This window comes from Paenibacillus sp. PL2-23, from assembly GCF_040834005.1.
Lineage (GTDB): Bacteria > Bacillota > Bacilli > Paenibacillales > Paenibacillaceae > Pristimantibacillus.
The window spans coordinates 4359211-4385166 of the sequence record NZ_CP162129.1; the positions used below are offsets into that span (position 1 = coordinate 4359211).

Sequence of the window (25956 nt, forward strand, 5' to 3'; positions counted from 1 at the left end):
CATGCGCCGCCAAGGGAACGTGTCAACCCGAGATACCGTGTACGCGGCACTGAGAGAGCAAATTTTGAGCATGGAGCTGCCTCCCGGCACACCGCTCTCGGAGAATGAGACCTCCCAGCAATTCCAGGTCAGCCGCACTCCAGTTAGGGAAAGCTTTATGAGGCTTGCGCAGGAGGGGCTTGTCCAGGTGCTGCCACAGCGCGGCACCTTTGTATCGCTCATCGACACGGCACTGGTAGAGGAAGCCCGTTTCATGCGGGAGCATCTGGAGACTGCCGTTATCGAGCTGGCTTGCAAGGGCTTTAGCGCGCAAGCGATGACTCAGCTGGAGACCAATCTGGCCAACCAGCAGGATACGATTCGGCAATTGGACGAAAGCGGCATGTTCGAGCTGGATGAGGAATTCCATCGTATTCTATTTGAAGGCTGCGGCAAAAGCCATACCTGGGGCGCTCTCTCTCAGCTGACCATTCATCTGAACCGAAGCCGCAGACTCCGACTTGCGGACGATCACAACTGGCGCAATCTATACGAGCAGCATCGTGACATGGCTGACGCCATTCGTGCGGGGAACGCGGAGGGAGCGCGGTCTATCATGAAGAAGCATCTGAGCTTGAACATTACGGATCAAGCCACGCTGAAGGAGAAGTACCCGCATTACTACATGGACTAAGGAGGAGCAATAACCATTATGAAGATGACATTCCGATGGTTTGGGGAAAACAATGATACCGTGCCGCTCCGCTACATAAAGCAAATTCCGGGCACAGAAGGCATCGTATGGTCGCTGCACGATGTGCCAGCGGGAGAAGAGTGGCCCATGGACAAAATTTTGGAGCTCAAAGCTCAAGCCGACGCCGCAGGACTTCACATTGACGTCGTGGAAAGCGTTAACGTGCATGAGGACATCAAGCTGGGCTTGCCGTCACGGGAGACGTATATCAACAACTATAAGCGCACAATCGAGAAGCTTGGCAAGGTGGGCGTCAAGGTTATCTGCTACAATTTTATGCCGATCTTCGATTGGCTCCGCACGGATCTGCACAAGGAGCTGGAGGACGGCTCCACCGCCCTCTTCTACGAGAGCAGCCGGATCGCAGACACGGATCCGTTCGAGCTCGTGAAAGGGATCAACGCCAACTCCGCCTTGACTATGCCCGGCTGGGAGCCTGAGCGCCTGCAGCACCTGACGAAGCTGTTCGAGGCTTATCAGGGCGTCACGGAAGAGCATCTATGGAGCAACCTGGAATATTTTCTACAGGAGATCATACCTGTCGCTGCGGAGAACGGCATCACTATGGCCATTCACCCGGATGATCCGCCGTGGTCCATCTTCGGACTCCCGCGCATCATGACATGCCAGGAGAACTTCCGACGCTTGTTGAGGCTGGTCGACCATCCCGCTAACGGCATCACGCTCTGCAGCGGCTCGCTTGGCGCCAATCCGGCCAATGATATCATCTCCATGATCCATGAGTTCGGGGACCGAATTCCATTCGCTCATATCCGCAACGTCCGCCGCTATGACAATGGCGACTTTATCGAGAGCTCCCATCGCACGCAGGACGGCTCCGTGGATATCGCTGGCATCGTGAAGGCTTACCATGATATCGGCTTCACAGGCTACGCGCGGCCGGATCACGGACGCCATATTTGGGACGAGCAATGCCGCCCTGGCTACGGCCTCTATGACCGCGCACTCGGGATCATGCATCTGTGGGGACTGTGGGACGGCTACGAATATGCCGCCAAGGGCAAAGGAGAGAGAGCATAATGAACAAGCAGCAGCCTATTCATGAAGCCATCAAGGGGAGGGTAGCGGTCGTGACGGGAGGTGCTGGCGTGCTCTGCCGCGCCATGGCGATCGAGCTTGCCCGCCAGGGTGCCAAGGTAGCCGTGCTGGGGCGAACCGCGGCCAAAAACCAGGCGGTAGCCGATGAGATCGCTGCTGCCGGAGGCATCGCGATCGGCGTCGCTTGCGACGTCACCGACGTGGACAGCACGCGTGACGCCGCGCGAATCGTGCTGGAGCAGCTTGGGCCATGTGACATCCTTATTAATGGCGCCGGCGGCAATCATCCAAGCGCCAATACGACGAACGAAACGTTTAAGCCGGAGGATCGCGCGCTGGAAGGCGTCACTAGCTTCTTTGATCTCAGCATTGCTGGCTTCCGCAACGTGCTGGATCTCAATTTTGTCGGCACGCTGATTCCGTCGCAAGTGTTTGCGGAGCAGATGCTGGACCAGACGAACCCCGTTATTATTAATATTTCGTCCATGAGCGCCCCGTCCCCGATGACGAAGGTGCCTGCTTATAGCGCGGCTAAAGCCGCCATTAACAATTTTACGCAGTGGCTTGCCGTCCATATGGCGGATGCCGGAATTCGCGTCAACGCAATCGCGCCAGGCTTCTTCCTGACAGAGCAGAACCACAAGCTGCTCATTCAAGAAGACGGCTCGCTGACGCCGCGCTCCAACAAAATCATCTCCCACACTCCGATGCGCCGCTTCGGCAAGCCGGAGGATCTGCTTGGCGTCCTTCTATGGCTGGTGGACGATACCACCTCCGGCTTTGTCACGGGAACCACAGTTCCGGTGGACGGCGGGTTTATGGCGTATGCCGGCGTCTAACCCGAAAGCCTCAATTTGATAGGCCCAGCTTAATGTGCGTGTTCAAAAGTCCAGTTTTCAGCACGATTGGGCAGTTGCCTGAATGGGGCGATATCGGCGATAACCGAGTTAACTAAGATGCCGCTGCGGGAGCCAGACTGGAGGAGCCTCTCTTTTTCTTTGCTGCTTCCTCCAGTCTCGCATTCTCCTGCAAGTCTTGCGGCAACGGTGCCCGCGAGACGTCTCATATAAGCCAATGCCAACTAACCGCTTCCCAGACGCCATAACGACTCCTCGTGTCGCTGTCGCACCAAAAAGCCGCTTCTCATCCACTATAGAGACACCTCGTGTCGCTGTCGCAACAAATTGCCGCTTCTCAGCCACTATAACCACACCTCGTGTCGTTGTTGCACCAATAAGCTGCTTCTCAGCCGCTATAACCACACCTCGTGTCGTTGTTGCACCAAAAAGCTGCTTCCCAGACGCTATAACCACACCTCGTGTCGTTGTTGCACCAAAAAGCTGCTTCTCAGCCACTATAACGACAGATGTAGGATTTATCGTCAAATACAATTTCCCTTTTTCGAATACTCGAAAACTTATAAATGATGCCAAGAAAGCCCTTCGCCTTATGCGCATGAACACGCATGAGATGAAGGGCTTTTCGCCATTCTAACGTAAGAAGGGAGGTGCATGACCATGTCTTCGTCCAAACGCCGCAGAGAGAACGCCTGGCACCAAAGGAAGCATACCCAGCGCCCTCACGGTAAGGTCAAGTCGCTGGAAGAGCTGAGCGCGGAAGCCGATCACTCCAAGTCTTAAGTCTCCCTTGCTGCAAGGCTGTCGCGGCTCGCTTGCGCGAGCGGGATCGCCTTGCGGTGGAAGCCGTCTCTGGCCGGAACTCCATATTCCGGCAGAGACGCTCCCTTTGAGTATGAATGGCTGTCGGCGCCGAATCCGTCATACGACGTCCATCTGGATCTCCTCATAAGCGGCGTCGAACGAGATGCGCAGCTCCTTGTTATCTACATACCATACATTGTCTTCCTCCATGAAGAAGGTGACGCCTTCTACTTGCTGACTTAACGCGGGCTTCCTCGGCACGTCCTTCGTAATACCGAGCGATAAGCCGGGATGGACGCTGCCGCAGCCGCCGAGTCGAACGAAGATGCGCAAGCTGTCGCCGTCGCTAAGCCCCATCTGCTCCTTGTACCACCGTGCCGCCGCCTGCTCTACCACTAGGTTCATCGCCGTCAGCTCCTTCTTGGGTTGTTGCTCCCATTATACCCCGAAGAACGCCCCCTTGGCGAAACAAAAAATTAATCTATAGCAGGCGCGCGGCGCAGCAGCGCAGCGGATCCCATCAGACAAGCGGCGACAAGCGCGGCTGTCAGTCCAATGGAGCACCATAACGGGGCGTCAGCCTTCATACTGCCGCTTGCGCTTTGTACCGCTTCATAAGCATACCCTGTCAGCGCGCCCGGACTGCAAGCCATATACTTCGGCAGCAGTCCTCCCAGCAGAGACAGCAGGATCGCTAGGCCCAGCGCCGAGCAGGCGGCCCCAGCCGCGCTGCGCAGCAGCGTGCTGAAGAGCAGCGTCGCGCTCAAGATGAAGCTGAACCAGAGTCCATATAACAAGTAGCTGATCAGGAAGGGGCCAAGCTCTACCTTATCGAACAACAGCCAGGTGTAATACCAGGCCGCTCCATAGCCGATCAGCAGCACCCCCCAGGTGAATAGCAGCATGCTCAGCCATTTGGAGACCATATACGCTGTGAACGATATCGGCTTCACAAGCACCAGCGAAGCTGCTCCGCTGGCACGTTCGGCAGACACGATGCCCATGTACGAAAGCGCGAGAATGAGCAGTCCCATCAGCCCGAATTGCGACAGCGTCTCGGCAAGCACCTGCTCCTCGCTTGGCATCGGGATTTCAATAATCGTGCCTTCCGGCATATTGCCCGCTTTCTCGATAATAAGGGGCATATAATAGCTCGACACCGGCTGCATGATGCCAAGCACCAGGAATACAAGCGGCACCCAGATCAGCTTGTAGCTCCGCAGAAGCTCCAGCCATTCCTTTCGGAGCAGCGTCATCAGCACACGGGTCTTCATACTCATACGCCCACCACCTTCATGAACAAATCCTCAAGCGAGGAATATCCGGCTTCGATGCGTACAAAATCAATCCCCTCCTGAGCCAGCTCCTGCAGAACAGCTTGCCTTGCCGCTGGCAAATCCTCAACGGTCAACTTTATTGTTACACCGTGTTGCTCAGCCTTACGGAAGAGCGGACGCCATGCCGAGTCGTTCGAGCCGAGCTTCTTCATGAAGCCCTCCGCCCATATACGCGGCTTATCCGCATCCTCCAGCTTCAGCTCAATGACGGGCTTCCGATGCGTGTGACGAATCTGCTCAAGCGAGCCTTGCAGAGCAACCTCTCCCTGTCGAATGATCACGATGTCCTCGCACAGCTCCTCTGCGTCAGGCAGAACATGCGTCGAGAACAGGATCGATGTTTCGCCCTTCAGCTCTTGCAGCAGGCCCATCACCTCGCGCCTCCCGACAGGGTCAAGCGCCGATACCGGCTCGTCCATTATTAGCAGCTTGGGCCGATGTACGAGTGCCTGAGCAAGACCAAGGCGCTGCTTCATGCCGCCGGAATAACCGCCGATCCGCCGTTTGGCCGCCTCCTTGAGCCCCACTCGCTCCAGCAGAGCGACCGCGCGCTGCTTCGCCTCTACCCTGCTCATGCCATATAGCTGGCCCGCATACTCCATGTACTCCATGCCTGTCATCCAATGATGGAAAGCTGGCGACTGAGGCAAATAGCCAAGCAGGCCTCTGGCATCCTCGCCAGGGCGAAGACCCTTGAATCGGATGGCCCCTTCGGTGGGCTTCAGCAGGCCCGCGATGATGCGGATCGTTGTTGTTTTCCCAGCCCCATTCGGCCCCAGCAGGGCGGTGCACCGCCCCTCCAGCACCTCGAAGCTGATACCTCGGACTGCAGCAGTAGCCCCGAAATGATGGATCAGCCCCTCCACCTGCAGCAGCTGAGTCATCCTCTCTGCCTCCTGCCGAACAAGAAGAAGGCGATTGGTCCTAATAGGTTGATGAAAATAATAATGAGAATCCATACAAGCTTCGGACCCCTCGTCTCCTCCGCCTTGATGCACTGAATGAGCGCTATGACCATCAGGATAAGCTGGATGATCAGCAGCGGCGCGATAATCGCCGCCAGCCTGCCAAGCTCTAATGTTTCATTCATTTGCGCGACCCCCTGTCGAATATTCGAAGTCTTACGATTAACCAATACAATACAAGCGGCAGCGGGAACTGCACTAATCCCCATATGCCCCAGAACCAAGGCATGCTTCCTCGTTTGCGAGCATCCAGGAACAGCCAGGTCGATTGTGTCAGCAGGATGGCCGCAAGCGCCAGCCAGAACCAGACCGATCCCATCAGCTGCTCTTCCATAGCGACTTCCTCCTCCTCCAGACCGTCATGCCGATAATCAGAAGCGCGCTTAATGCCGTTATGCCTTGAAGCACAACGAATAACGCCAAGCTTCTCTCCAGCAAGCCGAACACTGCAGCAAGCAGAATCGCCGCAACGAGCCAGAACAGGGCAAGCTCGCGCCACAGCCTTCTGTTCAGCTCCTTCTGGTAACGCCCAACAAGCAACGCTAACCCCGCAACATCATGCGGCGGGCTGTCGAATGCCTCATCGAAGCTTTGCAGGTCCGCCTTCAGCCGTGCGTCGAACCATTGCTGATCGTCGTCATGAGCGTCATTCCTCTTCATATGAGGCCAGCTCCTTCCTTAATAATTGGATCCCCGCATGAATTCTAGACTTCACCGTGCCAAGCGGTATATCCAGCATCTCCGCGATTTCTTCTTGGGAATAGCCGTAATAATATTTGAGCAGCACGGTCATTCGTTGTTGCTGATCCAGCTGCCCCAGCGCCTCAAGCGCAGCCGGCCATTCGTTCATCCGAACCAGCGATTCGTAACGCAGCTGGCGGAGCGCGCCTTCCTCCTGCACATATTTGCGCTCTCTCTGGCTGCGTCTGGCGCGGTCGATAACCAGCCTGGAGGCGATAGCGATCAGCCATGTCGAAAACTTCGACTTCGCCCTGTAGGTGCCGATTTTCTCAATAGCCTTCAACATCGTCTCCTGCGTTATATCCTCTGCCTTGCTCTTATCCATCGTCAGCTTCAGGACATACTGGTAGAGGAAGGCGTAATGCTGTCCAAGCAGCTCGGACAACGACTGGATGTCGCCTCTTATCGCTTGCCTGACTATTGTTGACTCATCGCGCACGGCGCAGCTCCTTTCACTCCCTGTTTCTGTCCTATGATGATTAGACGGCGAGGGGGCGGATTTCGTTCGATGCGAAAAAAAATAATGACCGCAATATCGCTGCAGTCATTATTTTCAGAGCTAGCCCTCTATTATTCATGCTTGCTTCGGCTGAACCAAGTCCAGATCGGTTGGAGATCGGACTGGGCCATGCCGGACACGCTGTAGCCGTAAGGGCTGCCCAGCACATTCACGGACAATGCGCCAATGCCTTTGCGGCGCTGGGCGTCGGACCGCTTCACCTGCATGGCGATAATACGCGGCCGGCGGACGTAATACGTGACGCGATGCAGCATGCGGCGGCGAATAGTAAGCTGGCTATCCTGCAGCAGCACCCCTGCCGCCCGATGGCAGCTGATGCGCCACCATATCGTAAGCGGCACGAGGACAAGCGACCAGGCGCCTATGGCGCCGAACAGCCAGATACATGCAGCACACAAGACAGCCGCGATCAGCAGCGGTACGCGAACGTAGTAGATCATCGCTCTGCGGGGCGATAAAGCCAGCTGCTCGGGGGCATGCGTTATCATACCGGGCACGAAGCTGTGCAGCAGCTCCTGAATATCGGAAATCTTGATAAAGGGATGCAGCATCAGCTGCTCGTTTTTGTCGGACGATTCTACCTGAAGATGGACTTCAGCATAGCCAAACGGCTGTCTGAGCCAGCTTTCGCCAACAATAACAGCTTGAACATTCCTGGGATCGAACAAGATGCTTTTCTTCTCAAGCAGGCCATAGGAGAGCATCATCTGATTACCTTCACGCCGCAGGGTAAATCCGCTGTACTTCAATATGTAGAGCAGAATAGACAACGCCCAAGCCATAACAATAACAAAGATCCCAGCTCCGGTAATCAGCAGAACGCTCGGCATGGCTCCAACGGACTCCTCTACCACATCCTTGAAGAAATGCTCCGGCAGCAGCAAATCCATGAAATCATCGGCGAAGGAGTACAAGCCTCCGATGAACGCTATAGCCAGTCCAAAGTTTAGCGACGTCGCAGCCGCCTGGAACAGCTTGCCCGGTCCAAGCTTCACCTCTTCGTCAGGCATCGTGATGCCTTGCTCCGCAGAGCTTACATTGACATGGCCATGCCGTCTCGACAGAGAGGAGGCAGGCGCTGACGCACCGGATCCAGCATTCATCACCTTGGCAGCCAGCTCTGCAGCCGGAGCTGCAGCTGCCTGCGACGCTTCAGCCGAAGCAGCCGCATTAGCGTTCAATGCATCTGTTTCCGCCGCAGTTTCCCCAATCTCACCCTTCTCCAGGCCGCTGCGGCGAAGCAAATGCTTGATCTCATTCGCTTCCTCCATTTTGAGCGTATGCAAAGTGCCGTCTGACTTCTTCCCGCCTCCCGGCGTCTCGATCTGCAGCTGCACGACGCGGAGCAAGCGCTGAATAAGAGGCTGCTCAATATTAACGGAATGGATGCGGGAGTAATAGATCGTCTTCTCCTCGCGGAACAATATGCCTGACCGTATCACAATACGGTCCTCCTCCAGCCAGAACCCGAATCTTCGCCAGGACAGGTAGCTCAGCAGCACAAAGAGCAGCAAGCCGCCGCCGGCCGCAGCGTAAGCATACCAAGCCATCTCGGACCAGTCCGGCCGTCTTAACAGGAAGATAACGATAATGGGAAGAAAACCCTTAATAATAGACAAAACATTAAACAATATGTAGGACGGATGGAGCGAGCGTCGTTCATTCTGCATCGTCTTCCACCTTGGCCAGCTGCCCGATGCGCCGCTTGAGCGCTTCCGCCTCATCTCGCTTCAGACCGGCAATCTTGTGTGTAGTCGCCGCAGTAACGACTGATACGGTCGCGAGGCTGAATTTCCTCATCAGCGGACCGCTTCCCAGCTCCACATGCTGCACACGCACCATAGGCACCAGCACGTTGGTGATGAAGATGACGCCGGACTCCATTTCCAGCTCCTCGTCGAACAATTCATATCGGAATCTTCGATATTTCACCGCGGGCACAAGCCAGGTGAAGAGGACCAGAGACAGCAGGAGCAAGCCCAGGCAGATCCACACCGGAATCCAAGTCCAATCCCTCCATGCCGCCATTATCGCATACGCCGCAATCAGCAGCAGGAATATGCCATTCATCATCAGTTCCGTGATCCGGTACACCTTCAAATAATCGCGATGCAGCCTTCTAGTCAGTTCCCTATCCACACTGATTTCCCCCTATCCCCTCCTATTACACCAATTTTAGATAAACACGTCAACTTACACCCTCCAATTAACCTACCACCAGCTCAGCGGTCCCTTTAATCTCCCATCTGATCGGCTCCATAACCGAGAATCTGCCCGGGTTGCTCAGGCTGATGATCATGACGACGCCCGGCCGCTTCAGCACGACCTCATAGTCATAAGCTTCATTCCGATAATAGAAGGGAAAGGACTGGTCGGAGTTAATAACATCAAATACTAAAATATCTACCCGATCGCGAAGAAAGGACTGGCCGTTCGGATGGCCGTCCTCGTCCAGCTGCAGGTTGCTGCGCAAATAAAGCGCGGCCGCGTCGGAGGCGGACGCCGCGTCGATTCTGACGACTCCGTCCGCCAATGCGGCCTTGTCCAGCTGCTGCGCGGCCGCATGAGCGGCACGATTCACGGCGCGCTTGCCCTGGAACAACGCTTTCATCGCCATTTCCTCCTCGATCTGCAGCGTATGCGCGAACAGCCACACCGTCATCATCGCTGCGATCAGCACCAGCTTATACAATCATCATGCCTCCTCGCTCCCCCGGCTATGGCACATATTCGCTCATCTTCATGCCATAAGCTCGCATGCGAGCTTCGGGATCAATTGGCGTCACCCCAATGAGGGAGTCGATCATAAACAAATTTTCATATGGGTAGCTGACCGTCAGCTCTATGCCAACTCCCCTTGCAACAGGCGCCGCAGGATTGGTGGCATTCACTCCTGTCGTTGTGGCATATCGGTATTGGATCGCTTCTCCCCGGAGGCCGAATGCTGCGAGACGGCGTCTGGACTGCTCTTCCATCGCGGCGCTAATATAGCCATAGGTGCCGCTAGCCCCAACCTCCAGCAAATAATCCACCTCCTGCTGAAGCACCGCTTGCCTTACAATGACCACATGCTTATAGATGGGGGAGAACATGACCCAGCAAAGCGTTGCGGCGAACAGCACGAACAATAGTATCTGCTTCAAGGGCTCATCCCCTTCACGTAATCGCTGATGGCGCTGCCCGTTCGGCCGATGCCGCTTTTCATGCCCCCTTCTCCATCGGCTGCCGCCGTATACACCAGAACAGCGGTAATAATGAGCAGCAGCGACGTCAATATCGCACGCATGTCTTCACCTCCGATTGAACGGCCTTAAGAGGCCAGCCCCCTGATTGCTCCAAGCACTCCGCAGCCTATGGAAGCAGCGCGTTGATCCGCGTGTTCGCGGCGTTGCCCTGCGATTCGATCTGGCTTCTGGTGCCTGTCCCGTTCTGCGCGATGATCGAATTGAACATCACAACCACAACGACAAGCAGCATAACTGTCATCAAAATATTGCGCATTCCCGTCACCTCCTTCGTTATAGTCTCCGTCTCGCCAAGCCGCTCAGCCCAGCGATTGAAACAGCTTCTGCCCCTCTTGCACCCAAGGGTATATAAAGACCTGGAACGTATACAGAATCGGAATGCCCGCAATGACAAACAGCATGTACGAGGTCGACTCCTTCCGGCTTTCCTTGGCAAGCTCCAGCTTGTCCTTGTAATCGGATATCCGCACTCGCAGCAATTCGTAATATTGACTGCTCTCATGCTGCCGGATCGCATCAATGGTCTCCACAAAGCTCATGCCATCCTCCGTTCCAATTCTCAGCTTGAACTCTCTGAGCGCGACAGCGGAATCGTGATACCATTCCGCCAGGAGCCTCTCCATGTCGCCCCTCATCACCTTCGTATACGGGATGCAGCGCATCAGCTTCGTATGAATGTTCAGAGTGGAGTCGGACAAATACAGGAGCTGGTTGCTAATGACATAGATTTCTTTGGTCAGCTGCAGCGACCTCAGCTTGCGCAAGGAGCGCAGCCACACCCGATCCAGCTTCAGCAGCACGGCCGCCAGCAGCGGGACTCCGCCCAGCAGCTGCATGGCGATCGACAGCAGCCGATCCTGCAGCAAATACGCGGACAAGCCGGCGACGGCCAAGCAGACCGCGATAGCCGCTCTTCGAGCGAGCGAATACCATGCCGCGTCCCCCGTGAAGCCGCAGCCCGCGAGCAGCAGCTCCCGCTCCTGATAAGCCGCTCCTTCTCTGTGTACGCCGAATAGGCGCAGCAGCCTGGCGGGCGCCTCCGTCTTGCGCCAGGCCAAGAAGGCCAGCCTCCTCCATCTCGCTTGGCGCTGCGGCAGCAGCCGGAGAAGGGCGTACAGCCCGATCGCGGCAAATACAAACTGCCCTAGAGCAGCTCCAACAGTTGTCGATACGGTGACCCATTGCAGCGTCGCCTTCGCCTCCCTTACATTTTTTTGCGGGATAGATACAATCCCATCAGGAACGAGCCGAAGATGAGCAGCAGCGCGTTCAGCAGCATGTCCCGGCCTTGGCTGTCCTGCAAGTAATAGTAATAAGCATGGGTTGGGTTGTAGCGGATATTAATGCCGATGAACAACGCAAGGAATAGAATCGGCGTAAAATTCGCGATACGAATCTCAAGCAGCCTATGTCTCTCCTGCTCATTCGCCCTCCGCGCCTTGCGCATATCCCCAAGCAGCTCCCGCAGGCTATCCGATACGGACACGCCCTCCGACAAGGAGATTCGCAGAATTTGGGCAAAATAATCAGCCCACACATGCCCCAGCGATCCCGCCATTATCCGCAGACTGGCCTCGTCATCGCCTCGCACGGATAAATTGCGGTACAGCTGCTCGAACACCGCCTGCATGGGACCCAGCAGCCGCTTCTCCTCTACGGTACGCTGCAGGGCGACCCGCACCTGTCTCTCGCCTGTCACGAGGTAGCATTGATAGAACAGCTCCACGGCGGGCAGGAAATCGATTTGGGCGCCCATACGGCGATGAACGAGCAGCCCCCTCAGCCAGACATAAGGACTCAAGCCGACGAGACACCCGAACAGCAGCGTTCCCTTCGCCGTCTGGAAGAACAAGCCCCCGGCCAATGTGCCGGCAAGCAGCAGCAGACCGGAGCCGCTCAAGAACATCTCCGCCTTCATTCGAAGCCGCAGCGTCTCCAGCAGCTCCCCGATATGAGCAGACAGGAGTCGATACGCCTTGCTCCTGTCTACGATCAGCTTACGCAGGCTGTAGGGGGATTGATAGGTAAGCCTTCCCCGCAGCCTTCGCCTCTCGGCGATTCCATGCACAAGGCCGTACATAACAATGTTCAGCAAAATAAACAAAAGCGCCAGTCCCGCCATCATGGAGACTTGATTCATTCCCCGTCCGCCTCCTTCCCGAGCCAGCTCATCGCACGTTCAGACGGGGGATGGGGATACGTCCATTCGTCCTTCTCGCCGTCGAACACCGCCCATTCCCGAACGCGAGCTTCGCCATCCTCCCATATGATTTCACCGATTCGGCTCACCACTCTGCGTCCCTGCCATACCTTCAGCTCTATGCCGAGCTCGGTTACGTACTGGGCGATCCTCTTCACCAGCCGCTCCGGGTTCATGCCCCTGCCATCCAGCATGCACATGTCGGCTATCGCCTCCGGCACATCCTCAAGCCGATTGGCGTGAACCGTCGTCATGCTGCCCGCATGCCCTCTTGTGCAGGCGCGCACATAGATGTTGGCGTCGTCATCCCTAATTTCTGCGTGTATGATGCGCTGGGGAGATTGCCTGAGCGCCAGCTTGAACGCCTGCGCGGCGCCGTGAGCCGCTTCCTCGTCAGAGGTTTCGTATTCCACGATGTTTTTGCCCGGAAAATCTCTGCCCAGCATCATCTCGAACCGTCCCTCGATCGTTACGACCCTCTCTTCATCCGGCAGCTCGGCAATAAGCGCCTTCATCAGATTGGTTTTGCCGGAATTAGTGGGACCAATAAACACGAGGTTGTACCGGCCGTGGAGAGCGGCGAGCAGCATGCGCCGCATCTTCTCGCTCAGGCTCCGGTATGGCGGATCGCACAGCGCCGCAAGCCCAAAGTGACGCACCGTATAGAAACGAATCGTAAGCGTGGGTCTGGCGGTGAAGCCGAAGCCGGTCATGGTCACGCGGGAGCCGTCCCGGAGCATCACCTCCGCCCAGCGCTTGCGCGGATTGATGCGGTCATTGTTGTAGAGCACCAGGTTTTGCTGGATGCGCTCCACATCGCGCACACTCCCGAATCGGTAAGGAGATAAGACTGCGCTTCCTGCTCGCACCTCGTAAATTCGGTCGCCCAGCACCTGAATTTCCTCCAGCCCCTCACGGCTCGCCAGCACAAGCTCCAGCACATTAAGCCCCACAACCTCAGCGAACAGCGCCTCGGCGAGACTGCCATAAGGATGCCTATAATCCGGCAGGCTCTGGATGCGAAGCCGGAACAGCCGATCCTCGATCACGGCCAGCACCTGCTCCCGCTCCTGCGGGAAGCCAAGCACGGCTCGATTCAAGGTCTCGCTGTACTGACGCCGCTCGTCTTCCGTCATGCCTCTCGGCGCGCTCAGGTGCGCGCGGATCTCGGCGGACAGCCTCTCGAAATCCTCGCTGCTATCGCGCGGCTCCTCGCCGCCAGCAGCCTTCAATCCCTTCTCGCCCTCCGTCCGGATACGGGACGCAAATTCCGCCAGCGAAAACCGGCTTTGACCTTGATTCACGTGGAGCTCACTCCATTCCGATAAGCTAACAGCTTACGATACCAAGGCTGTCCCCCCATGGGTGGAAACGCGATGCGGAGCCCATGGCGCTTCATCAGAACGGCAGCCGTCTTCTTCATCGCCGCTTTGCCGGCGGCATCCTCCGCCAGCCAAGCGCCGAAATCTCCTCGGTCGAACCCGCCCAGCATCGACTCCGTAAGACGGAATTCGCCAAGCGGCGAGCAGCCCAGCTCCTTGCAGATTTCATTCATGCCGTAGCCGCTCTTGGCCCATGGCGTCCGCATGACGATGCAGTCATATTGATGGGGCTGTATACCGAACAGCGCGGATACGCCGCCGATCCATTTCCCGCCATCCTCCTGGAAATGGGACAGCGCAGGCGTCGTTACAACAATTCGTGAATCTGAGCGCCGCATGCAGCATACAGTCGCGGCATTGTCCCAATACGCCCCCACATCCAGCACCACAAAATCGAAGGCCTTCTGCGCCGTATCCAGCAGATGCTGAATCTCCTCCGCGCCGACATACTCCGCGCCCTCCCGGTCCAGGTTGCCGAACAGCACCTTCAGATTGCTGAGCCCTGGAACGCCATAGCCTGCGCCGCGCAGGCGCTCCGCTGTAAGCGAGGCGGACCGCAGCTCCGGCTGCAGCTTATCCAGCGTCACCTCCGGCTCCTCCACCCCAAGGAACCTGTGCAGCTTGGCGCTCTTCAGATTCAGGCAAAGATAGCCGACAGCCATGCCGCTCAGCTCCGCAATCCGGAACGCGGCGGCAAACGCCGCCGAGGTTGTGCCGATATTCGGCGTCGTGCCAATAAATGCGGCCATTGGCGCGCTGCCTCTGTTCATGGCCTCTCAGCCTCCTCTCCCCCATATTGGGACTCGCTGCCGAACCGCCCGGCCGCATGCGAGCTGTAGGCGACAACCAGCTTAACGGCGCCGCCCTTGCACAGCCGGTCGATGGCAAGCCACTGCTCCTCTGATAGATTGAGGTTGATATACTCAATCATGGCGTTGGCGTCCCGTCTTGCGGTATACATGCCGTCCTTGTTGTTCTCCGCCATGGAGAGCAGATGAGATTGCTCCAGTCCGTCCACCTCTACGTTAGCGGAGCTCTTCACGGAGGCGACAACAACAGGCTGCGTGAACAGCCGCCGCGATTCATCGCCTTCACCGGACGCGTACAGCAATACTCGGTCCCCGGCGCGGATGCCGTTGGAGACGGATCTCACATAATCCTTCGGAATCTGGAACGTCGACTGTCCGCTGAGCGGCTGCAGCTGATGCTCGTTCAGCTTCCAGTCCCGGATCGCCTCGCCCCGGCCCAGCGGAATAGCCGTCTCCTTCCCGGCGGCGGCCTCCAGATCCGTCATCATATCGCGGCTGAACGCATCCGCAGGCATGCGAACCCATGCCAGATCGCTTGCAGACAGCTGCTCGCCCGCATCCACAAAGCGGTTCGGAGCCAGGACAGCCACCGTCTCCTGCTCGACAAGCTGCTGCCTCTGCAGCATATACAAACCATACACAAGCGACGCAGACAGAAGCGCCGCCGTCACACTCAGCCATTTGTTCCGGCCTCTTGCCATCCTCTTCCCCCTCCCAAAGCAACAAAAAAAAGAACGCCTGCCATCGCCGTCACCGGCAATTGCTTGCGTTCTTCGCATATCGTGCTTCTGTATTCTATTGTGTTAAGCTATGAATTTGAGCCTATAATAACAAATACTTCCTGTGTTTGTCTACACCCAATTTTGCAGGCGGGTATAGGGGGCTTATTAAAAGTCAATTAAGCCTACGCTAATAAGCAAGGCGTCGTCCACTTTGCGCATCGTTTCGTCGTCGAGATGCGTAATTTTGTCAGTCAAGCGCTGCTTGTCGATGGTGCGGATCTGCTCCAGAAGCACGACGGAGTCGCGATCGAATCCATGCGTCGCGGCATCCATCTCTACATGGGTGGGCAGCTTCGCCTTCTGAATCTGCGCGGTAATGGCGGCTACGATTACCGTTGGACTGAAGCGATTACCGATGTCGTTCTGTATAACGAGCACGGGGCGGACTCCACCCTGCTCCGAGCCGACGACTGGGGACAAATCGGCAAAAAACACATCTCCGCGTTTTACGATCAAGCTCTACACCCCGCTTACGAGTCGGCCTAACGTATGATCGGCTTCTTCCTCCGCTTGAAACGCTTCCGAGGCCATGTTCAGGTTGATTTTTGCCATCTCCATATATCCCCGCTGCATGGATTCACGGATTTGGCGCTTCTTGCGTTCCACCAGATACAGCTTCATGGCTTGCCGAATAAATTCGCTGCGATTGGAATTTTCCTTGGCGACGATGCCGTCGACCTCTTCCAGCAGCTGATCGGGCAAGCTGATCATGATCCTTTTCGTATTATGCAAATTAGCCACCAAACTGCACCCCCAAAACTTTTCCAAAACCCACATTAAACAGTATGACAAAATATAGCTCCGGCTATACTTCATCATATCTATGCCAGCCGTATATCAGTTATGCTATATGCAGAACATGCACCGAATGCAAAGTCACTTGCTTACTCTATTCGCCCTCCAAGCCTCATTTCCCTGCTCCGGCGGACAGATTCGTGCTTAGCAATTATTGCCAGCCAGTCTGCACGAGCGGATTGACGACCTTGATGATTCTCCCCGCTTCCATATAGACGCGAGGCACGCGAGCCGCAAGCATGCACGTCACCTCATAGTTGATCGTGCCCAGCTGATCCGCCACCTCTTCGGCCGTAATCTCCGCATCGCCTTGGCGGCCGATCAGCACGACCTCCTCGCCCGCCTCTACCGGCGAGCCGTCCGTCGCTTCCGTGACGCCATCCAGCGCAATCATGCATTGGTCCATACAGATGGTTCCACGGATTGGCGTCTTCACGCCGCGAATCAGGCCGTTCGCCTTGCCCGTCAGCATGCGGCTGTAGCCGTCCGCATACCCGATGGGCAGCGTGCCGATCGATTCATCCGCCGGAGTCACATAACGAGCGCCGTAGCTGATGCCCCAGCCGGCAGGCACCGTCTTCGTCCAGACGACCTGCGTCTTCAGCGACAGAATCGGTCGAAGCTCAATATTCGCCTTGATCACTTCCTGAGAAGGATACAAGCCGTACATGCCGATGCCGAGACGGACCATCCTGCCCGCCCATTCCGGCGTATCGATGCCGGCAGCGCTGTTGGCCGCGTGAATGATAGGAATCGACCATCCCCGCGCCTTCACCTCGTTCTCCAGCCGCTGGAAGCGCTCATATTGAAGCTTCGTGTAGCTCTTATCCCGCTCATCCGCCCTCGCGTAATGCGTGAACAGCCCCTCCACCTCAAGGCTGCTTGTCTGCAGACAGCGTGCAATGAAGGCGATCGTCTCGTCATGTCCCAGCACACCGAGACGTCCCATACCGGTATCCGCCTTCACATGCACCTTCAGCTTCAGCCCGTCTGAATGAGGCTGCAGCTTGGCAGCCGCCTCCAATATATCCTCGCGGAACAGGCTGATTGTAATCCTCTGCTCCCGCGCCAGCTCCAGCGCATGTCCAGGCACATAGCCCAGCACAAGAATAGGCGACTGAATGCCAGCTCTGCGCAGCTGGAGCGCCTCGTCGAGAAACGCGACCCCCAGGTAATCCACGCCGAAGCTCTCAGCCGCCTCCGCTATTTCTACCGCGCCGTGTCCGTACGCATTCGCCTTGACCGATGCCATCAGCAGGCAGCCCTCCGGCAGCAAGCCGCGCATCGCATGAAGATTATGGCGCAGCGCGTCCACGTTAATTTCGGCCCATGTAGGGCGATCAAATGCCTTCAAGCCCTCCACCTTCTCTCCACTCCCACAACCCTGACAGTCCGAGCAGCAAAACTCATAAACTCAATGTTAACCCCTGCCGCTGGGACTGTCAATGAATTGCGGACCGGATTCCGCTAGCAGCTATTGGAAGCCGGAGCTTGCTTCGGCGAACCTGGATTATTTGGCCATCTCGCCTTGTACCGACTGCGCGACCTTGATCATCTCGCTCTCCGGCAGATCGTTCGAAGTCAAGCGGAACAGATGGCCCTCATACGTCCATGTTAACGTCTTCAAGGTGTCGTCATCGCTCGACGTCAGCTCGCCCATGGTATGGCCCAGGCTCACCATCGTGCCCGGCACGAAGGAGGAGGCCATGTCCTTCGGCATCGTCTGAATCAGCGTATAGCTGTATGTGCCTGCATAGCGGGTAATCAAGCCCGGATTGCCGCCATACGTAATTTCTTGACTATCCTTCTCCGACACGCCGCCAGGATAATACGACGGTCCCATAGCGACAAATTCTGCCGACTCTTCGCCCTCGGCGTCCGTCGAGGCGTCCTCATCGGGATTAGCCACCTCTTCTTCCTCGGCGTTGTCCAGCTCCTCGCCTTCCTCTTGTGCCGCATCGTCGCCGGGAGCGGCCGCTTCATCGGACTGCTCCGGCGTGCCCATCGTCGGCTGATCCGCAGCGTCATCGGAAGGCTCAGCCCCATCCTCCGAAGCCGGCGGGGAAGACGCCATATTGGCCTGTGTCTCGAATACGCTCTTGTCGAACTTCTGGTCAAATGCAAATGTGTCGAATTTCACGTCCACCATGACAGAAGCGTTCGTATCGCTGACCTCGACCTGCACCGGCCTCAGCTCCTCCTTGTCGAGCCAGATCTTCTGGCGCGCCAGCGAGCCGTTATTGTAATTCGCCATGACGTCGAACACGTACGCGTCCTCTTCCACCGCAAATTGTCTGGAGCCGTCCACTAATATGCTTTGAATCAAGGTTTGATACAAATAGACCTGACCCTGATTCTGCGGCCAGTTGCTTTGGAAGCGGAACACCTTGTTCAGCTTGGGCGTAAGCACGAATACCCCTTCATCGTTGCGAAGCACAATTTGTGTAATATCCTTCTCTTCGTTCGTCAGCTTGATGCGGTAATAGCTTGGCTTCTGATAAGAAACCTCCACCCTGTACTCCAGCGGCTGCTGGCCGGTATGCAGCGTCATCGTGCCGCTGCCCTGATAGCTCTCCATGCTGTTGACTACCTTCTCCAAATCCTTCACCACGGACTCGGCGTCCTTTGTTGTACCGCAAGCGGATAATACGAGTGTGAAACACAGAATAACTGCCGCGGCCCATGTCATGCGACGCATGTTACCATCCCCTCTGCACCCTTAATTTTAACTGGCTGATAACATGTCTATGAGGGGACTTGGACATTTATGCGGACTGGCTGAGGCTTGGGCATGTTTAAAATAATAAGCCGGCGGCCAGCCTCTGCTCCCCCCTCCTCCGCCAAACGTCCGACCCCTTCCCCGCCTTAGGGCTAGCAGCAACAATAGACCGCGGACCGTTACCGCAGACGGTGGAGTGCTCTAGAATGTAGACATAAGCTTCAGTCGCATGAAAGGATGAGGGAAAATGAAAAAGCTGTTCAGGTCTCATAGTGATAACAAAGTCGCCGGCGTCTGCGGAGGAATAGCGGAATGGCTCGGCATCAGCTCCACAATCGTCAGGCTTTTGTTCGTCATCTCCGCGTTTTTCAGCTTCGGGGCGGTATTGCTGGTCTACTTCGCGGCGGCGGTGTTTGTGCCCAAGTCGCCCTACAACGAAGTGACCTTTACGAATATTCACTATTAAACGTCGAGAAGGCTTCCTGTTTAGCCTCGTGATGGAAATGAAATTGAGCGGTCTGAATGACTACTAAAAAGGAGACATGTGATATGGGAATTTTGCAGCGTGTAATGAATATGACAAGGGCCGCGGCCAATGAGATGCTGGACAAGATGGAGAATCCGGTGATGATGCTTAACCATTACTTACGAGACCTGGATGAGGAGATCGAGCGGACGGAGCGAACCCTGTTCCAGCAGCAAGCCCAGGAGCGCCTCCACTCTGCCAAGCTTGAGGAGCAGCATGCCCAGGCCTTGTATTATGAGCGCAAGGCGGAGGGGGCCGCGGCGGAGGGACGCGAAGCGGAAGCCCGCACTGCATTGGAGGCGAAGCTGCTGTATGAGGAGCAAGCGGAAGAAACGAGAAGGCATCGCGAGCACGCGAAGCAAGCTGCAACAGAGCTTCAGCTGAAGGCTGACTCGTTGAAGGAAGAGAAGACCCGCCTGCAGGGCAAGCGGACGGAGCTTATCGCGCGCGTGCAGAAGTCGGCAGCGCTGAACGGGAGCGCCGGTGCCGGCTATGGGTCCCCTCCTCAGCTGCATGGCAGCGCGGCGGTCAAAGGCTTCGAGCGTATCGAGCAGAAGGTGCTGGAATGGGAAGCGGCTCGCGAGCTGTCCAGAGCCTCCGCGCCGGGCGGCGGCACAGGTGGGCTTGACGCCAAGCAGGAGCAGCGCAGCGCGCTCGTGGAAGCCCAGCTTCAGCGCCTGCTGAACAAATCCGGGAGCTAGTCCCCTATATAGGCTGTTGAGTAAAGACCGCGCTGGCAGGAGTCAGCGCGGTCTTCCCTTATAGCGGGATGTAAATAAGGGCATCCTCTGGCGAGAAGCCCAATTATACGGTATGATGGCTCGGCAGTATATGCAGACTCATACGCTACTTATGGAAAGGAAAGACAGCTCAGCGCGTTATTGATAGCCAAGCAGGCGTGGACGATTATAGCCGGCTAGCTTGGCCTCAACATGGCGCGTCCCCCGCTCAAGCACGGTTGTGAAATTTGTCACAAATCAGACATTGTCTTTTTTAACCGGATGGCATATGATAAGAGTATCAAATGATTGTGAATGAAATCACAAAGTATCCGTGGTTGTGAAATTATTCACGATACAAGAACCGTTGGCTCCCCCATCGAAGCATTCGGTTCACTACCAAGGAGGAATTGCTTATGACAACTCGAATCGCGGTTATTGGCTGTACACATGCCGGCACTGCTGCTATTACAGAGATGGCGAGGCTATACCCGGACGCTCGAATTACCGTCTACGAACGGAATGATAATATTTCGTTCCTCTCGTGCGGCATCGCTCTCCATGTGAGCGGCGTTGTGCAGGACGCGCAAGGATTGTTCTACTCGTCGCCCGCGAAGCTGGAGGAGCTTGGGGTTACGACGCTCATGAAGCATGACGTGCTTGCTATTGATACGGATGCGAAGACGCTGACCGCCCGCAACCTCGTGACCGGCGAAGAGCTGACGCACGGCTATGACAAACTGATCGCAACAACAGGCTCGTGGCCGATTATTCCGAAGATGGACGGCATCGAACTGGACGGCATCGAGCTGTGCAAAAACTTTCATCACGCAAGGACGATTATCGAGCAAGCGAAGCAGGCAAAGCGCATTGCCGTCATCGGGGCCGGCTATATTGGGATCGAGCTGGTGGAGGCATTCGATATGCTGGGCAAGGACGTGACGCTTATCGATAATATGGACCGGATTCTGTACAAATATTTGGACGAGGAAATGACGCACGCGGCCGAGCAGGCCTTCAAGGACAGAGGCGTGAAGCTGGCGCTTGGACAGACCGTCACCTCGTTCCAGGGCAATGCTGAAGGCCGCGTCTCGAAGGTTGTAACGAATCACGGCGAATACGAAGCGGATCTGGTTATTCTATGCATCGGCTTCCGGCCCAACACGGAGCTTCTGAAGGGGCAGGTCGAAATGCTGCCGAACGGCGCCATTAAGGTGGACGAATATATGCGCACCAGCAAGCCTGACGTATTCGCCGCCGGAGACAGCTGTGCCGTGCATTATAATCCAACCGGTGAGCACGCCTATATCCCGCTTGCCACAAACGCTGTACGTATGGGCACGCTCGCCGCACGCAACCTCATGCTGCCGACGGTCAAATACAGAGGCACTCAAGGCACCTCGGGCATCAAAATCTATGACAGCAACATCGCTTCGACAGGGCTGACAGAGACGTCGGCGCTTGCTGCAGGCATGAATGTGAAAAAAGTCACAATATCGGACAGCTATCGCCCCGAATTTATGCCAACGCATGAGCCAGTGACGCTCAAGGTTGTGTACGACGCCGACACCGGCCGCATCCTAGGCGCGCAGGTCATGTCGAAGGTGGACTTGACGCAGTCGATTAACACGATGTCGGTCTGCATTCAGAATGGCATGACCATGGAGGAGCTTGGCTTCGTCGACTTCTTCTTCCAGCCGCATTACAACAAGCCGTGGAATGTGCTGAATCAGGCGGGGCTGAAGGCGGTGTAACGTTCTACTCTAATATGGTGAGAAAGGCTGCTCCAGCCGCAGATGCATCATGCGGATGGAGCAGCCCTCTATGCTTCACTAAACGGCGGCGCGGGAAGCGCTGCCCGCATTTGTTCTTGCTTGCCTGCCTGGATGACTACCAAGCGTTGACGCCCACCTTCTCCAGCGTTTCACTGATGAAGGCCGGCTCATCCTCTGGCGTGCGGGATGTAATCAGGTTCTGGTCGACAACGACCTTCTTGTCGATAAATCGTCCTCCCGCCTTCTCCATCTCGCTCGCAATGCCAGGATAGGAGGTAAGGGTGCGGCCTTCCAATATGCCGGCAGCCGCCAAAATTTGCGGACCATGGCAGATGGCCGCGATGGTGATAGAGGAAGCGTCGGCCTCCTGCACGAACTGCTGGACGCTTGGATGGTCCATCAGCTTGCTTGGAGAGCTGCCTCCCGGAATAATAATAGCGGCGTAGTCCTTGGGGTTAGCTTCGTCGATCCCCAGATGCGACGTATACGAAATGGTGCCTTGTTTGCCCGTCAGCTTCTCATCCGCCCGAAGACCGATGATGACTGTATCATGACCGTTTTTCACCATTTCATCAAACGGATTTTTCATCTCGGAATCCTCGAAGCCGTCAGCAAGCAGAAACGCAATTTTTTTCGCCTTTGTCATCATAATCACTCCTCTCATAATGGACGATGCATCATTACCTTACCCTGAACAAGAGAGGATGAAACGAATATAAGACTGTTGACAAGCGCTCCGGAGGGAACCCGATCTGTTGGAATAACGCAACCTTTGCCCGTCAGCAAGCGTTTAAGCTAGTAACTGTCCAACCATTAAAGGCATGGACCAAAGGAGCGCATCATGATACAAAAAACCAATCATCTCCAGAAGCTTGGGGCATTCCTGCTGGCTGGTGCCCTCACCGTTGCCGCTACGGCCTGCAGCCGCGGCCAAGAAGATAGGGTTGAAACGGCTGTTGCCACGGCGTCTGCAGAGCCGAGCATAACGCCAGAGCCTGTGCCAGCGGCAACACCGTTTGTTCAGCCTTCCGCTGAAGCTGAACCCTCCCCCTTGGCGAATGAGCCCACGGAGGGGCCGACAGCTTCGCCTGAGCCTGCGGCCACGCCAAGCGCCAAGCCCTCTTCTTCCCCGCCGACGGCCAGTGTGCCCTCAAGCTCAACGCCTTCGGTCCAGCCCACGAGCACGCCTGCTGAGAGCGTGATGCCAGCGACTGCCAAGCCAACGCCGACAGCTGTGGCGACGCCTGTCCTTACCCCGACGCCGCAGCCTGCGCCATCGGCTGCAGCTCCGCCTTCTGCTGCAGCCTCGCCGAGGCCAACGGCAACGGGGAAGCCAGGAACGTCAGCGACGCCTTCCCCGGTGCCTTCGCCTAGTCCAACCAGCGATCCCGTTGTCGGCGATATCGCCGCCAAGCTGGCGGACGAGCTGGAATTGCCTCCTATGAAGGCCGTCGAGAAGGATCAGATCCCTTCGTTCTACGAAGGCATCGAGACCGACAAGATGCTGGAGGAATACCTGTTCAAGCAATCCAAGATGATGCTGTCCGCCAGTGAATATTCCGTCATCAAGCTGCGGTCAGAAGATGATTACGCCGCTGCTGAAGCCGCCTTCCGGTTCCGCGCAGAGACCATTATGAAGAGCTTCGAGCATTATGTGGAGGATCAGTACGAGCTTGCGAGCCAATATCAGATCATCCGCAGCGGTCCCTATGTGCTGTTCTCCATCTCTGATCAGCAGGAACAAATGGCGAGCCTGTTTTATTCCTTTTTCATAGAAGACGGCAAGGCTTTGAAGTGATAACATCTGCTGGCGTAATCGCCATGGAACTGCGGGGTTGGCATGCCGGCGTACATGAGGTCATCGCCTCCATACGGCGTGCCGTCAGAGCCCTCCAGGCGGTATTGCTTGTCCGGCGCCAAGCCTTGCAGCTTAATCCGGCTTAGCCGCGCATGCGCCTCCTGCAGGACGGAGACGAATACGACGAACGCCTCGTCCTTCGCCTTCGACACGAACATCCACGCGGTCTCATTCCCCTCGAATGGGCTGAGCAGTCGATAGAAATCGCCGAACTGCACGAGGTGACGAATATTTTTGTACAGCTGGACCTGCTCCTTGACTATCTCGTTCTCCTCCGCTGTGAACTTGGTGAGGTCGAGCTCGTAGCCGAAGTTGCCGGACAACGCCACATTGCCTCTCGTTTCAAGCGAGGTGACCCGTCCCACCTGATGGTTAGGCACCGCAGACACATGGGCGCCCATGGAGCTGACGGGGTACACAATGCTTGTGCCGTATTGAATCTTCAGCCTGGAGACCGCGTCAGAATTGTCGCTCGTCCACGTCTGCGGCATGTAATACAGCATACCGGGATCGAAGCGGCCGCCTCCGCCCGAGCAGCTCTCGAACAGGACATGCGGGAACGCCGTCGTAATGCGCTCCAGCACGGAGTATAGCCCCAGCATATAGCGATGGGCCGTCTCACGCTGGCGCTCAGGGGGCAGCTTCGCGGAGCCGATCTCGGTCATGTTGCGGTTCATATCCCATTTCACATACGTGATTGGCGCGCTGGACAATATAGCGGAGATTGTGCTCACTATATGCTGCTGCACATCCTCACGCGACACATCCAGAATGAGCTGCTGGCGCGCCTGTGTCCGGCGCCGGCCTTCAACATGCAGGCACCAGTCGGGATGCGCCCGGTACAGCTCGCTGTCCGGAGAGATCATCTCCGGCTCGAACCAGAGGCCGAACGACAAGCCGAGCCTGTTGACGCGGGCGACCAAATCCTCGAGTCCGTTCGGCAGCTTGCGGCGGTCAACGAACCAATCTCCCAGCGACGTGCGGTCGTCGTCGCGCTTGCCGAACCAGCCGTCGTCCAGCACGAACAGCTCAATGCCAAGCTCGCTTCCGGCTTGTGCGATTGACTCGATTTTGTCCGCGTCAAAGTTAAAGTAGGTGGCCTCCCAGTTGTTGACCAGGATTGGCCGAGCCTGATCGCGGAACGTGCCGCGGCACAGCCGTGAGCGGTACAAATCATGATAGGTGCGGGACATGCCGCCGATGCCCTGGTCGGAGAATACGATAATCGCCTCCGGCGTCTGGAACGAATCGCCGGGCTCCAGCAGCCAGCTGAAATCAAACGGATTGATGCCGGCGAACAGGCGGGCGCTGTGGAACTGATCCACCTCGGTCCCGGCGGCAAAGCTGCCGCTGTATACCAGGCTGACGCCATACGCGCTGCCATGCTCCTCTGTCGCGCCTTCCGACAGCAGCGCGACAAACGGATTCTGCATATGGCTGCTGGAGCCTCTCCGGCTCTCCACTGATTGCATGCCCGGCACCAGACGGCGGCGGTGAATATAGCGCTCGCGCGCCCATGTGCCCGACAGCTGAAGCTGCTCGTACCGATCATCCGCCATATCCAGACTCATGCTGAGAGCGCGAAGCACCTTAAGCGGACCGCCGCCCGTATTGAGCAGGCGAGCGGATCTCGCGATTGCGTCGGAATCCCGGAATACCGTGTAGGAAAGCATCACCTGCAGCCCCGCATGCTCGTCCTTCAGCGTAATCTCCAGCGTCTCAGCCTCGTCGTCCTGCTCTGTGTAGACAGCAGGCAAGCCCTCCAGCGCCGGCTTGCCCGGCACGATGCGATGGGAAGCATAGAGCAGCTCCGTAACGGTGGAGCCGTCGGCCAGCTGCACCTGAAGCGCTGGCGTGCGGAAGTCCGAGCCGCCATAGGACGGGTATTCCTGCGGCAGCGTGTCCAGCGACAAGGCCAGCTCCTCCAGGTCCGGATTCGGCGAGAAGGAGGCTCTGCCCTGAAGCTCCAGCAGCCGCTCCAGCCCGTGTCCGCTTACCTTCCTCCCCCAATACAAATGTGCCAAGTAGCCTTGCTTGGTCACCTTCATCGCATAGCTCGTGTTCTTCGATTGCAGATGGAAGACGGAGCTCTCTTGCAAATATTGAATACCCATCATGATAAACCTCCCG

32 protein-coding genes are annotated in these 25956 nt (G+C 56.8%); 8 read left to right on the forward strand and 24 right to left on the reverse strand.

Annotation, left to right across the window (positions count from 1 at the left end; translation table 11 throughout):
* The first annotated feature begins 1 nt into the window (after position 1).
* From AB1S56_RS19225 to AB1S56_RS19240, 4 genes are all read left to right on the forward strand, one after another.
* Positions 2-673, forward strand: coding sequence for a GntR family transcriptional regulator (locus AB1S56_RS19225; RefSeq protein WP_340869169.1), 672 nt, complete (start codon positions 2-4; stop codon positions 671-673).
* 18 nt (positions 674-691) lie between these two features.
* The gene (gene uxuA / locus AB1S56_RS19230; RefSeq protein ID WP_340869148.1) at positions 692-1774 is read left to right on the forward strand and encodes a mannonate dehydratase; all 1083 of its coding nucleotides are present in this window, start codon (positions 692-694) and stop codon (positions 1772-1774) included.
* On the forward strand, positions 1774-2631 hold the full coding sequence (locus tag AB1S56_RS19235) for an SDR family oxidoreductase (RefSeq protein ID WP_340869147.1): 858 nt from the start codon (positions 1774-1776) through the stop codon (positions 2629-2631). The genes uxuA and AB1S56_RS19235 overlap by 1 nt, the downstream gene beginning before the upstream one ends.
* 678 nt (positions 2632-3309) lie before the next feature.
* Entirely contained in the window at positions 3310-3432 is a 123-nt protein-coding gene (locus AB1S56_RS19240) for a DUF6254 family protein (protein WP_340869146.1), read from the forward strand.
* A gap of 138 nt (positions 3433-3570) precedes the next feature.
* On the opposite strand, the gene AB1S56_RS19245 is transcribed toward AB1S56_RS19240, so the two are convergent.
* The 22 genes from AB1S56_RS19245 to AB1S56_RS19350 all read right to left on the reverse strand — a co-directional run bounded on the left by AB1S56_RS19245 (position 3571) and on the right by AB1S56_RS19350 (position 18927).
* Positions 3571-3858 carry a HesB/YadR/YfhF family protein gene (locus AB1S56_RS19245; RefSeq protein ID WP_340869145.1) on the reverse strand — a complete coding sequence of 96 codons (288 nt, stop codon included), beginning with the start codon at positions 3856-3858 and terminating at the stop codon, positions 3571-3573.
* A 71-nt stretch (positions 3859-3929) separates the two neighbouring features.
* Positions 3930-4733, reverse strand: a complete 804-nt coding sequence (locus tag AB1S56_RS19250) for an ABC transporter permease subunit (RefSeq protein ID WP_340869144.1) — start codon at positions 4731-4733, stop codon at positions 3930-3932.
* Complete coding sequence (locus tag AB1S56_RS19255) at positions 4730-5674, reverse strand: ABC transporter ATP-binding protein (RefSeq protein ID WP_340869142.1); 945 nt, start codon at positions 5672-5674, stop codon at positions 4730-4732. The genes AB1S56_RS19250 and AB1S56_RS19255 overlap by 4 nt, the downstream gene beginning before the upstream one ends.
* A complete protein-coding gene (locus tag AB1S56_RS19260) occupies positions 5671-5880 on the reverse strand; it encodes a PLDc N-terminal domain-containing protein (protein ID WP_340869140.1) in 210 nt (69 codons plus the stop codon). Before AB1S56_RS19260 ends, AB1S56_RS19255 begins: the two co-directional genes overlap by 4 nt.
* Positions 5877-6089: a sigmaY antisigma factor component gene (locus AB1S56_RS19265; RefSeq protein WP_340869138.1), complete on the reverse strand. Its 213-nt coding sequence runs from the start codon at positions 6087-6089 to the stop codon at positions 5877-5879. The genes AB1S56_RS19260 and AB1S56_RS19265 overlap by 4 nt, the downstream gene beginning before the upstream one ends.
* Positions 6074-6415, reverse strand: a complete 342-nt coding sequence (locus AB1S56_RS19270) for a YxlC family protein (protein ID WP_340869137.1) — start codon at positions 6413-6415, stop codon at positions 6074-6076. Before AB1S56_RS19270 ends, AB1S56_RS19265 begins: the two co-directional genes overlap by 16 nt.
* Positions 6402-6935, reverse strand: coding sequence for an RNA polymerase sigma factor SigY (gene sigY / locus AB1S56_RS19275; RefSeq protein ID WP_340869136.1), 534 nt, complete (start codon positions 6933-6935; stop codon positions 6402-6404). Before sigY ends, AB1S56_RS19270 begins: the two co-directional genes overlap by 14 nt.
* Before the next feature lie 131 nt (positions 6936-7066).
* Entirely contained in the window at positions 7067-8686 is a 1620-nt protein-coding gene (locus AB1S56_RS19280; RefSeq protein ID WP_340869133.1) for a PH domain-containing protein, read from the reverse strand.
* Positions 8676-9155 carry a PH domain-containing protein gene (locus AB1S56_RS19285; RefSeq protein ID WP_340869132.1) on the reverse strand — a complete coding sequence of 160 codons (480 nt, stop codon included), beginning with the start codon at positions 9153-9155 and terminating at the stop codon, positions 8676-8678. Before AB1S56_RS19285 ends, AB1S56_RS19280 begins: the two co-directional genes overlap by 11 nt.
* Before the next feature lie 67 nt (positions 9156-9222).
* Complete coding sequence (locus AB1S56_RS19290; RefSeq protein WP_340869131.1) at positions 9223-9708, reverse strand: hypothetical protein; 486 nt, start codon at positions 9706-9708, stop codon at positions 9223-9225.
* 25 nt (positions 9709-9733) lie between these two features.
* The gene (locus AB1S56_RS19295; RefSeq protein ID WP_340869130.1) at positions 9734-10159 is read right to left on the reverse strand and encodes a hypothetical protein; all 426 of its coding nucleotides are present in this window, start codon (positions 10157-10159) and stop codon (positions 9734-9736) included.
* Positions 10156-10302, reverse strand: a complete 147-nt coding sequence (locus AB1S56_RS19300) for a hypothetical protein (protein ID WP_340869129.1) — start codon at positions 10300-10302, stop codon at positions 10156-10158. The genes AB1S56_RS19295 and AB1S56_RS19300 overlap by 4 nt, the downstream gene beginning before the upstream one ends.
* Before the next feature lie 65 nt (positions 10303-10367).
* Positions 10368-10517 (reverse strand): hypothetical protein, encoded by a 150-nt coding sequence (locus AB1S56_RS19305; protein WP_340869128.1) that lies wholly within the window; start codon positions 10515-10517, stop codon positions 10368-10370.
* Between the two features lie 43 nt (positions 10518-10560).
* Positions 10561-11319, reverse strand: coding sequence for a hypothetical protein (locus AB1S56_RS19310; protein ID WP_340869127.1), 759 nt, complete (start codon positions 11317-11319; stop codon positions 10561-10563).
* A gap of 146 nt (positions 11320-11465) precedes the next feature.
* Positions 11466-12401: a hypothetical protein gene (locus AB1S56_RS19315; RefSeq protein WP_340869126.1), complete on the reverse strand. Its 936-nt coding sequence runs from the start codon at positions 12399-12401 to the stop codon at positions 11466-11468.
* Positions 12398-13765: an ATPase, T2SS/T4P/T4SS family gene (locus AB1S56_RS19320; protein ID WP_340869125.1), complete on the reverse strand. Its 1368-nt coding sequence runs from the start codon at positions 13763-13765 to the stop codon at positions 12398-12400. The genes AB1S56_RS19315 and AB1S56_RS19320 overlap by 4 nt, the downstream gene beginning before the upstream one ends.
* Positions 13762-14613: a hypothetical protein gene (locus AB1S56_RS19325; RefSeq protein ID WP_340869124.1), complete on the reverse strand. Its 852-nt coding sequence runs from the start codon at positions 14611-14613 to the stop codon at positions 13762-13764. The genes AB1S56_RS19320 and AB1S56_RS19325 overlap by 4 nt, the downstream gene beginning before the upstream one ends.
* Complete coding sequence (locus AB1S56_RS19330; protein WP_340869122.1) at positions 14610-15353, reverse strand: SAF domain-containing protein; 744 nt, start codon at positions 15351-15353, stop codon at positions 14610-14612. Before AB1S56_RS19330 ends, AB1S56_RS19325 begins: the two co-directional genes overlap by 4 nt.
* A 186-nt stretch (positions 15354-15539) precedes the next feature.
* Positions 15540-15890 carry a type II toxin-antitoxin system PemK/MazF family toxin gene (locus AB1S56_RS19335; protein ID WP_087569551.1) on the reverse strand — a complete coding sequence of 117 codons (351 nt, stop codon included), beginning with the start codon at positions 15888-15890 and terminating at the stop codon, positions 15540-15542.
* A gap of 3 nt (positions 15891-15893) precedes the next feature.
* On the reverse strand, positions 15894-16175 hold the full coding sequence (locus AB1S56_RS19340; protein WP_257443558.1) for a CopG family ribbon-helix-helix protein: 282 nt from the start codon (positions 16173-16175) through the stop codon (positions 15894-15896).
* Between the two features lie 205 nt (positions 16176-16380).
* Positions 16381-17583, reverse strand: coding sequence for an alanine racemase (gene alr, locus AB1S56_RS19345; protein WP_340869168.1), 1203 nt, complete (start codon positions 17581-17583; stop codon positions 16381-16383).
* A gap of 156 nt (positions 17584-17739) precedes the next feature.
* Complete coding sequence (locus AB1S56_RS19350; protein WP_340869114.1) at positions 17740-18927, reverse strand: DUF4367 domain-containing protein; 1188 nt, start codon at positions 18925-18927, stop codon at positions 17740-17742.
* Between the two features lie 268 nt (positions 18928-19195).
* Here AB1S56_RS19350 and AB1S56_RS19355 point away from each other — a divergent pair, with 268 nt between their 5' ends.
* From AB1S56_RS19355 to AB1S56_RS19365, 3 genes are all read left to right on the forward strand, one after another.
* Positions 19196-19414 carry a PspC domain-containing protein gene (locus AB1S56_RS19355; RefSeq protein ID WP_340869112.1) on the forward strand — a complete coding sequence of 73 codons (219 nt, stop codon included), beginning with the start codon at positions 19196-19198 and terminating at the stop codon, positions 19412-19414.
* A gap of 83 nt (positions 19415-19497) precedes the next feature.
* Positions 19498-20175 carry a PspA/IM30 family protein gene (locus AB1S56_RS19360; RefSeq protein WP_340869110.1) on the forward strand — a complete coding sequence of 226 codons (678 nt, stop codon included), beginning with the start codon at positions 19498-19500 and terminating at the stop codon, positions 20173-20175.
* A gap of 434 nt (positions 20176-20609) precedes the next feature.
* Positions 20610-21947 (forward strand): FAD-dependent oxidoreductase, encoded by a 1338-nt coding sequence (locus AB1S56_RS19365; protein WP_340869108.1) that lies wholly within the window; start codon positions 20610-20612, stop codon positions 21945-21947.
* A gap of 136 nt (positions 21948-22083) precedes the next feature.
* On the opposite strand, the gene AB1S56_RS19370 is transcribed toward AB1S56_RS19365, so the two are convergent.
* Complete coding sequence (locus tag AB1S56_RS19370; RefSeq protein WP_340869107.1) at positions 22084-22617, reverse strand: type 1 glutamine amidotransferase domain-containing protein; 534 nt, start codon at positions 22615-22617, stop codon at positions 22084-22086.
* Between the two features lie 192 nt (positions 22618-22809).
* On the opposite strand from AB1S56_RS19370, the gene AB1S56_RS19375 reads away from it, so the two are divergent.
* Positions 22810-23766 (forward strand): DUF4358 domain-containing protein, encoded by a 957-nt coding sequence (locus tag AB1S56_RS19375; RefSeq protein WP_340869105.1) that lies wholly within the window; start codon positions 22810-22812, stop codon positions 23764-23766.
* Here the strand turns inward: AB1S56_RS19375 and AB1S56_RS19380 are convergent.
* Complete coding sequence (locus AB1S56_RS19380) at positions 23727-25940, reverse strand: alpha-galactosidase (protein WP_340869166.1); 2214 nt, start codon at positions 25938-25940, stop codon at positions 23727-23729. The two genes, AB1S56_RS19375 and AB1S56_RS19380, sit on opposite strands and share 40 nt — an antisense overlap.
* Positions 25941-25956 lie beyond the last annotated feature (16 nt).

Bases quoted from the DNA above. Each gene is read 5' to 3' on its own strand.
- AB1S56_RS19225 (WP_340869169.1), top strand. From the start codon at position 2: ATGCGCCGCCAAGGGAACGTGTCAACCCGAGATACCGTGTACGCGGCA.
- uxuA (WP_340869148.1), top strand. From the start codon at position 692: ATGAAGATGACATTCCGATGGTTTGGGGAAAACAATGATACCGTGCCG.
- AB1S56_RS19235 (WP_340869147.1), top strand. From the start codon at position 1,774: ATGAACAAGCAGCAGCCTATTCATGAAGCCATCAAGGGGAGGGTAGCG.
- AB1S56_RS19240 (WP_340869146.1), top strand. From the start codon at position 3,310: ATGTCTTCGTCCAAACGCCGCAGAGAGAACGCCTGGCACCAAAGGAAG.
- AB1S56_RS19245 (WP_340869145.1), bottom strand. From the start codon at position 3,858: ATGAACCTAGTGGTAGAGCAGGCGGCGGCACGGTGGTACAAGGAGCAG.
- AB1S56_RS19250 (WP_340869144.1), bottom strand. From the start codon at position 4,733: ATGAGTATGAAGACCCGTGTGCTGATGACGCTGCTCCGAAAGGAATGG.
- AB1S56_RS19255 (WP_340869142.1), bottom strand. From the start codon at position 5,674: ATGACTCAGCTGCTGCAGGTGGAGGGGCTGATCCATCATTTCGGGGCT.
- AB1S56_RS19260 (WP_340869140.1), bottom strand. From the start codon at position 5,880: ATGAATGAAACATTAGAGCTTGGCAGGCTGGCGGCGATTATCGCGCCG.
- AB1S56_RS19265 (WP_340869138.1), bottom strand. From the start codon at position 6,089: ATGGAAGAGCAGCTGATGGGATCGGTCTGGTTCTGGCTGGCGCTTGCG.
- AB1S56_RS19270 (WP_340869137.1), bottom strand. From the start codon at position 6,415: ATGAAGAGGAATGACGCTCATGACGACGATCAGCAATGGTTCGACGCA.
- AB1S56_RS19280 (WP_340869133.1), bottom strand. From the start codon at position 8,686: ATGCAGAATGAACGACGCTCGCTCCATCCGTCCTACATATTGTTTAAT.
- AB1S56_RS19300 (WP_340869129.1), bottom strand. From the start codon at position 10,302: ATGCGTGCGATATTGACGTCGCTGCTGCTCATTATTACCGCTGTTCTG.
- AB1S56_RS19305 (WP_340869128.1), bottom strand. From the start codon at position 10,517: ATGCGCAATATTTTGATGACAGTTATGCTGCTTGTCGTTGTGGTTGTG.
- AB1S56_RS19315 (WP_340869126.1), bottom strand. From the start codon at position 12,401: ATGAATCAAGTCTCCATGATGGCGGGACTGGCGCTTTTGTTTATTTTG.
- AB1S56_RS19325 (WP_340869124.1), bottom strand. From the start codon at position 14,613: ATGAACAGAGGCAGCGCGCCAATGGCCGCATTTATTGGCACGACGCCG.
- AB1S56_RS19330 (WP_340869122.1), bottom strand. From the start codon at position 15,353: ATGGCAAGAGGCCGGAACAAATGGCTGAGTGTGACGGCGGCGCTTCTG.
- AB1S56_RS19350 (WP_340869114.1), bottom strand. From the start codon at position 18,927: ATGCGTCGCATGACATGGGCCGCGGCAGTTATTCTGTGTTTCACACTC.
- AB1S56_RS19355 (WP_340869112.1), top strand. From the start codon at position 19,196: ATGAAAAAGCTGTTCAGGTCTCATAGTGATAACAAAGTCGCCGGCGTC.
- AB1S56_RS19360 (WP_340869110.1), top strand. From the start codon at position 19,498: ATGGGAATTTTGCAGCGTGTAATGAATATGACAAGGGCCGCGGCCAAT.
- AB1S56_RS19365 (WP_340869108.1), top strand. From the start codon at position 20,610: ATGACAACTCGAATCGCGGTTATTGGCTGTACACATGCCGGCACTGCT.
- AB1S56_RS19370 (WP_340869107.1), bottom strand. From the start codon at position 22,617: ATGATGACAAAGGCGAAAAAAATTGCGTTTCTGCTTGCTGACGGCTTC.
- AB1S56_RS19375 (WP_340869105.1), top strand. From the start codon at position 22,810: ATGATACAAAAAACCAATCATCTCCAGAAGCTTGGGGCATTCCTGCTG.
- AB1S56_RS19380 (WP_340869166.1), bottom strand. From the start codon at position 25,940: ATGGGTATTCAATATTTGCAAGAGAGCTCCGTCTTCCATCTGCAATCG.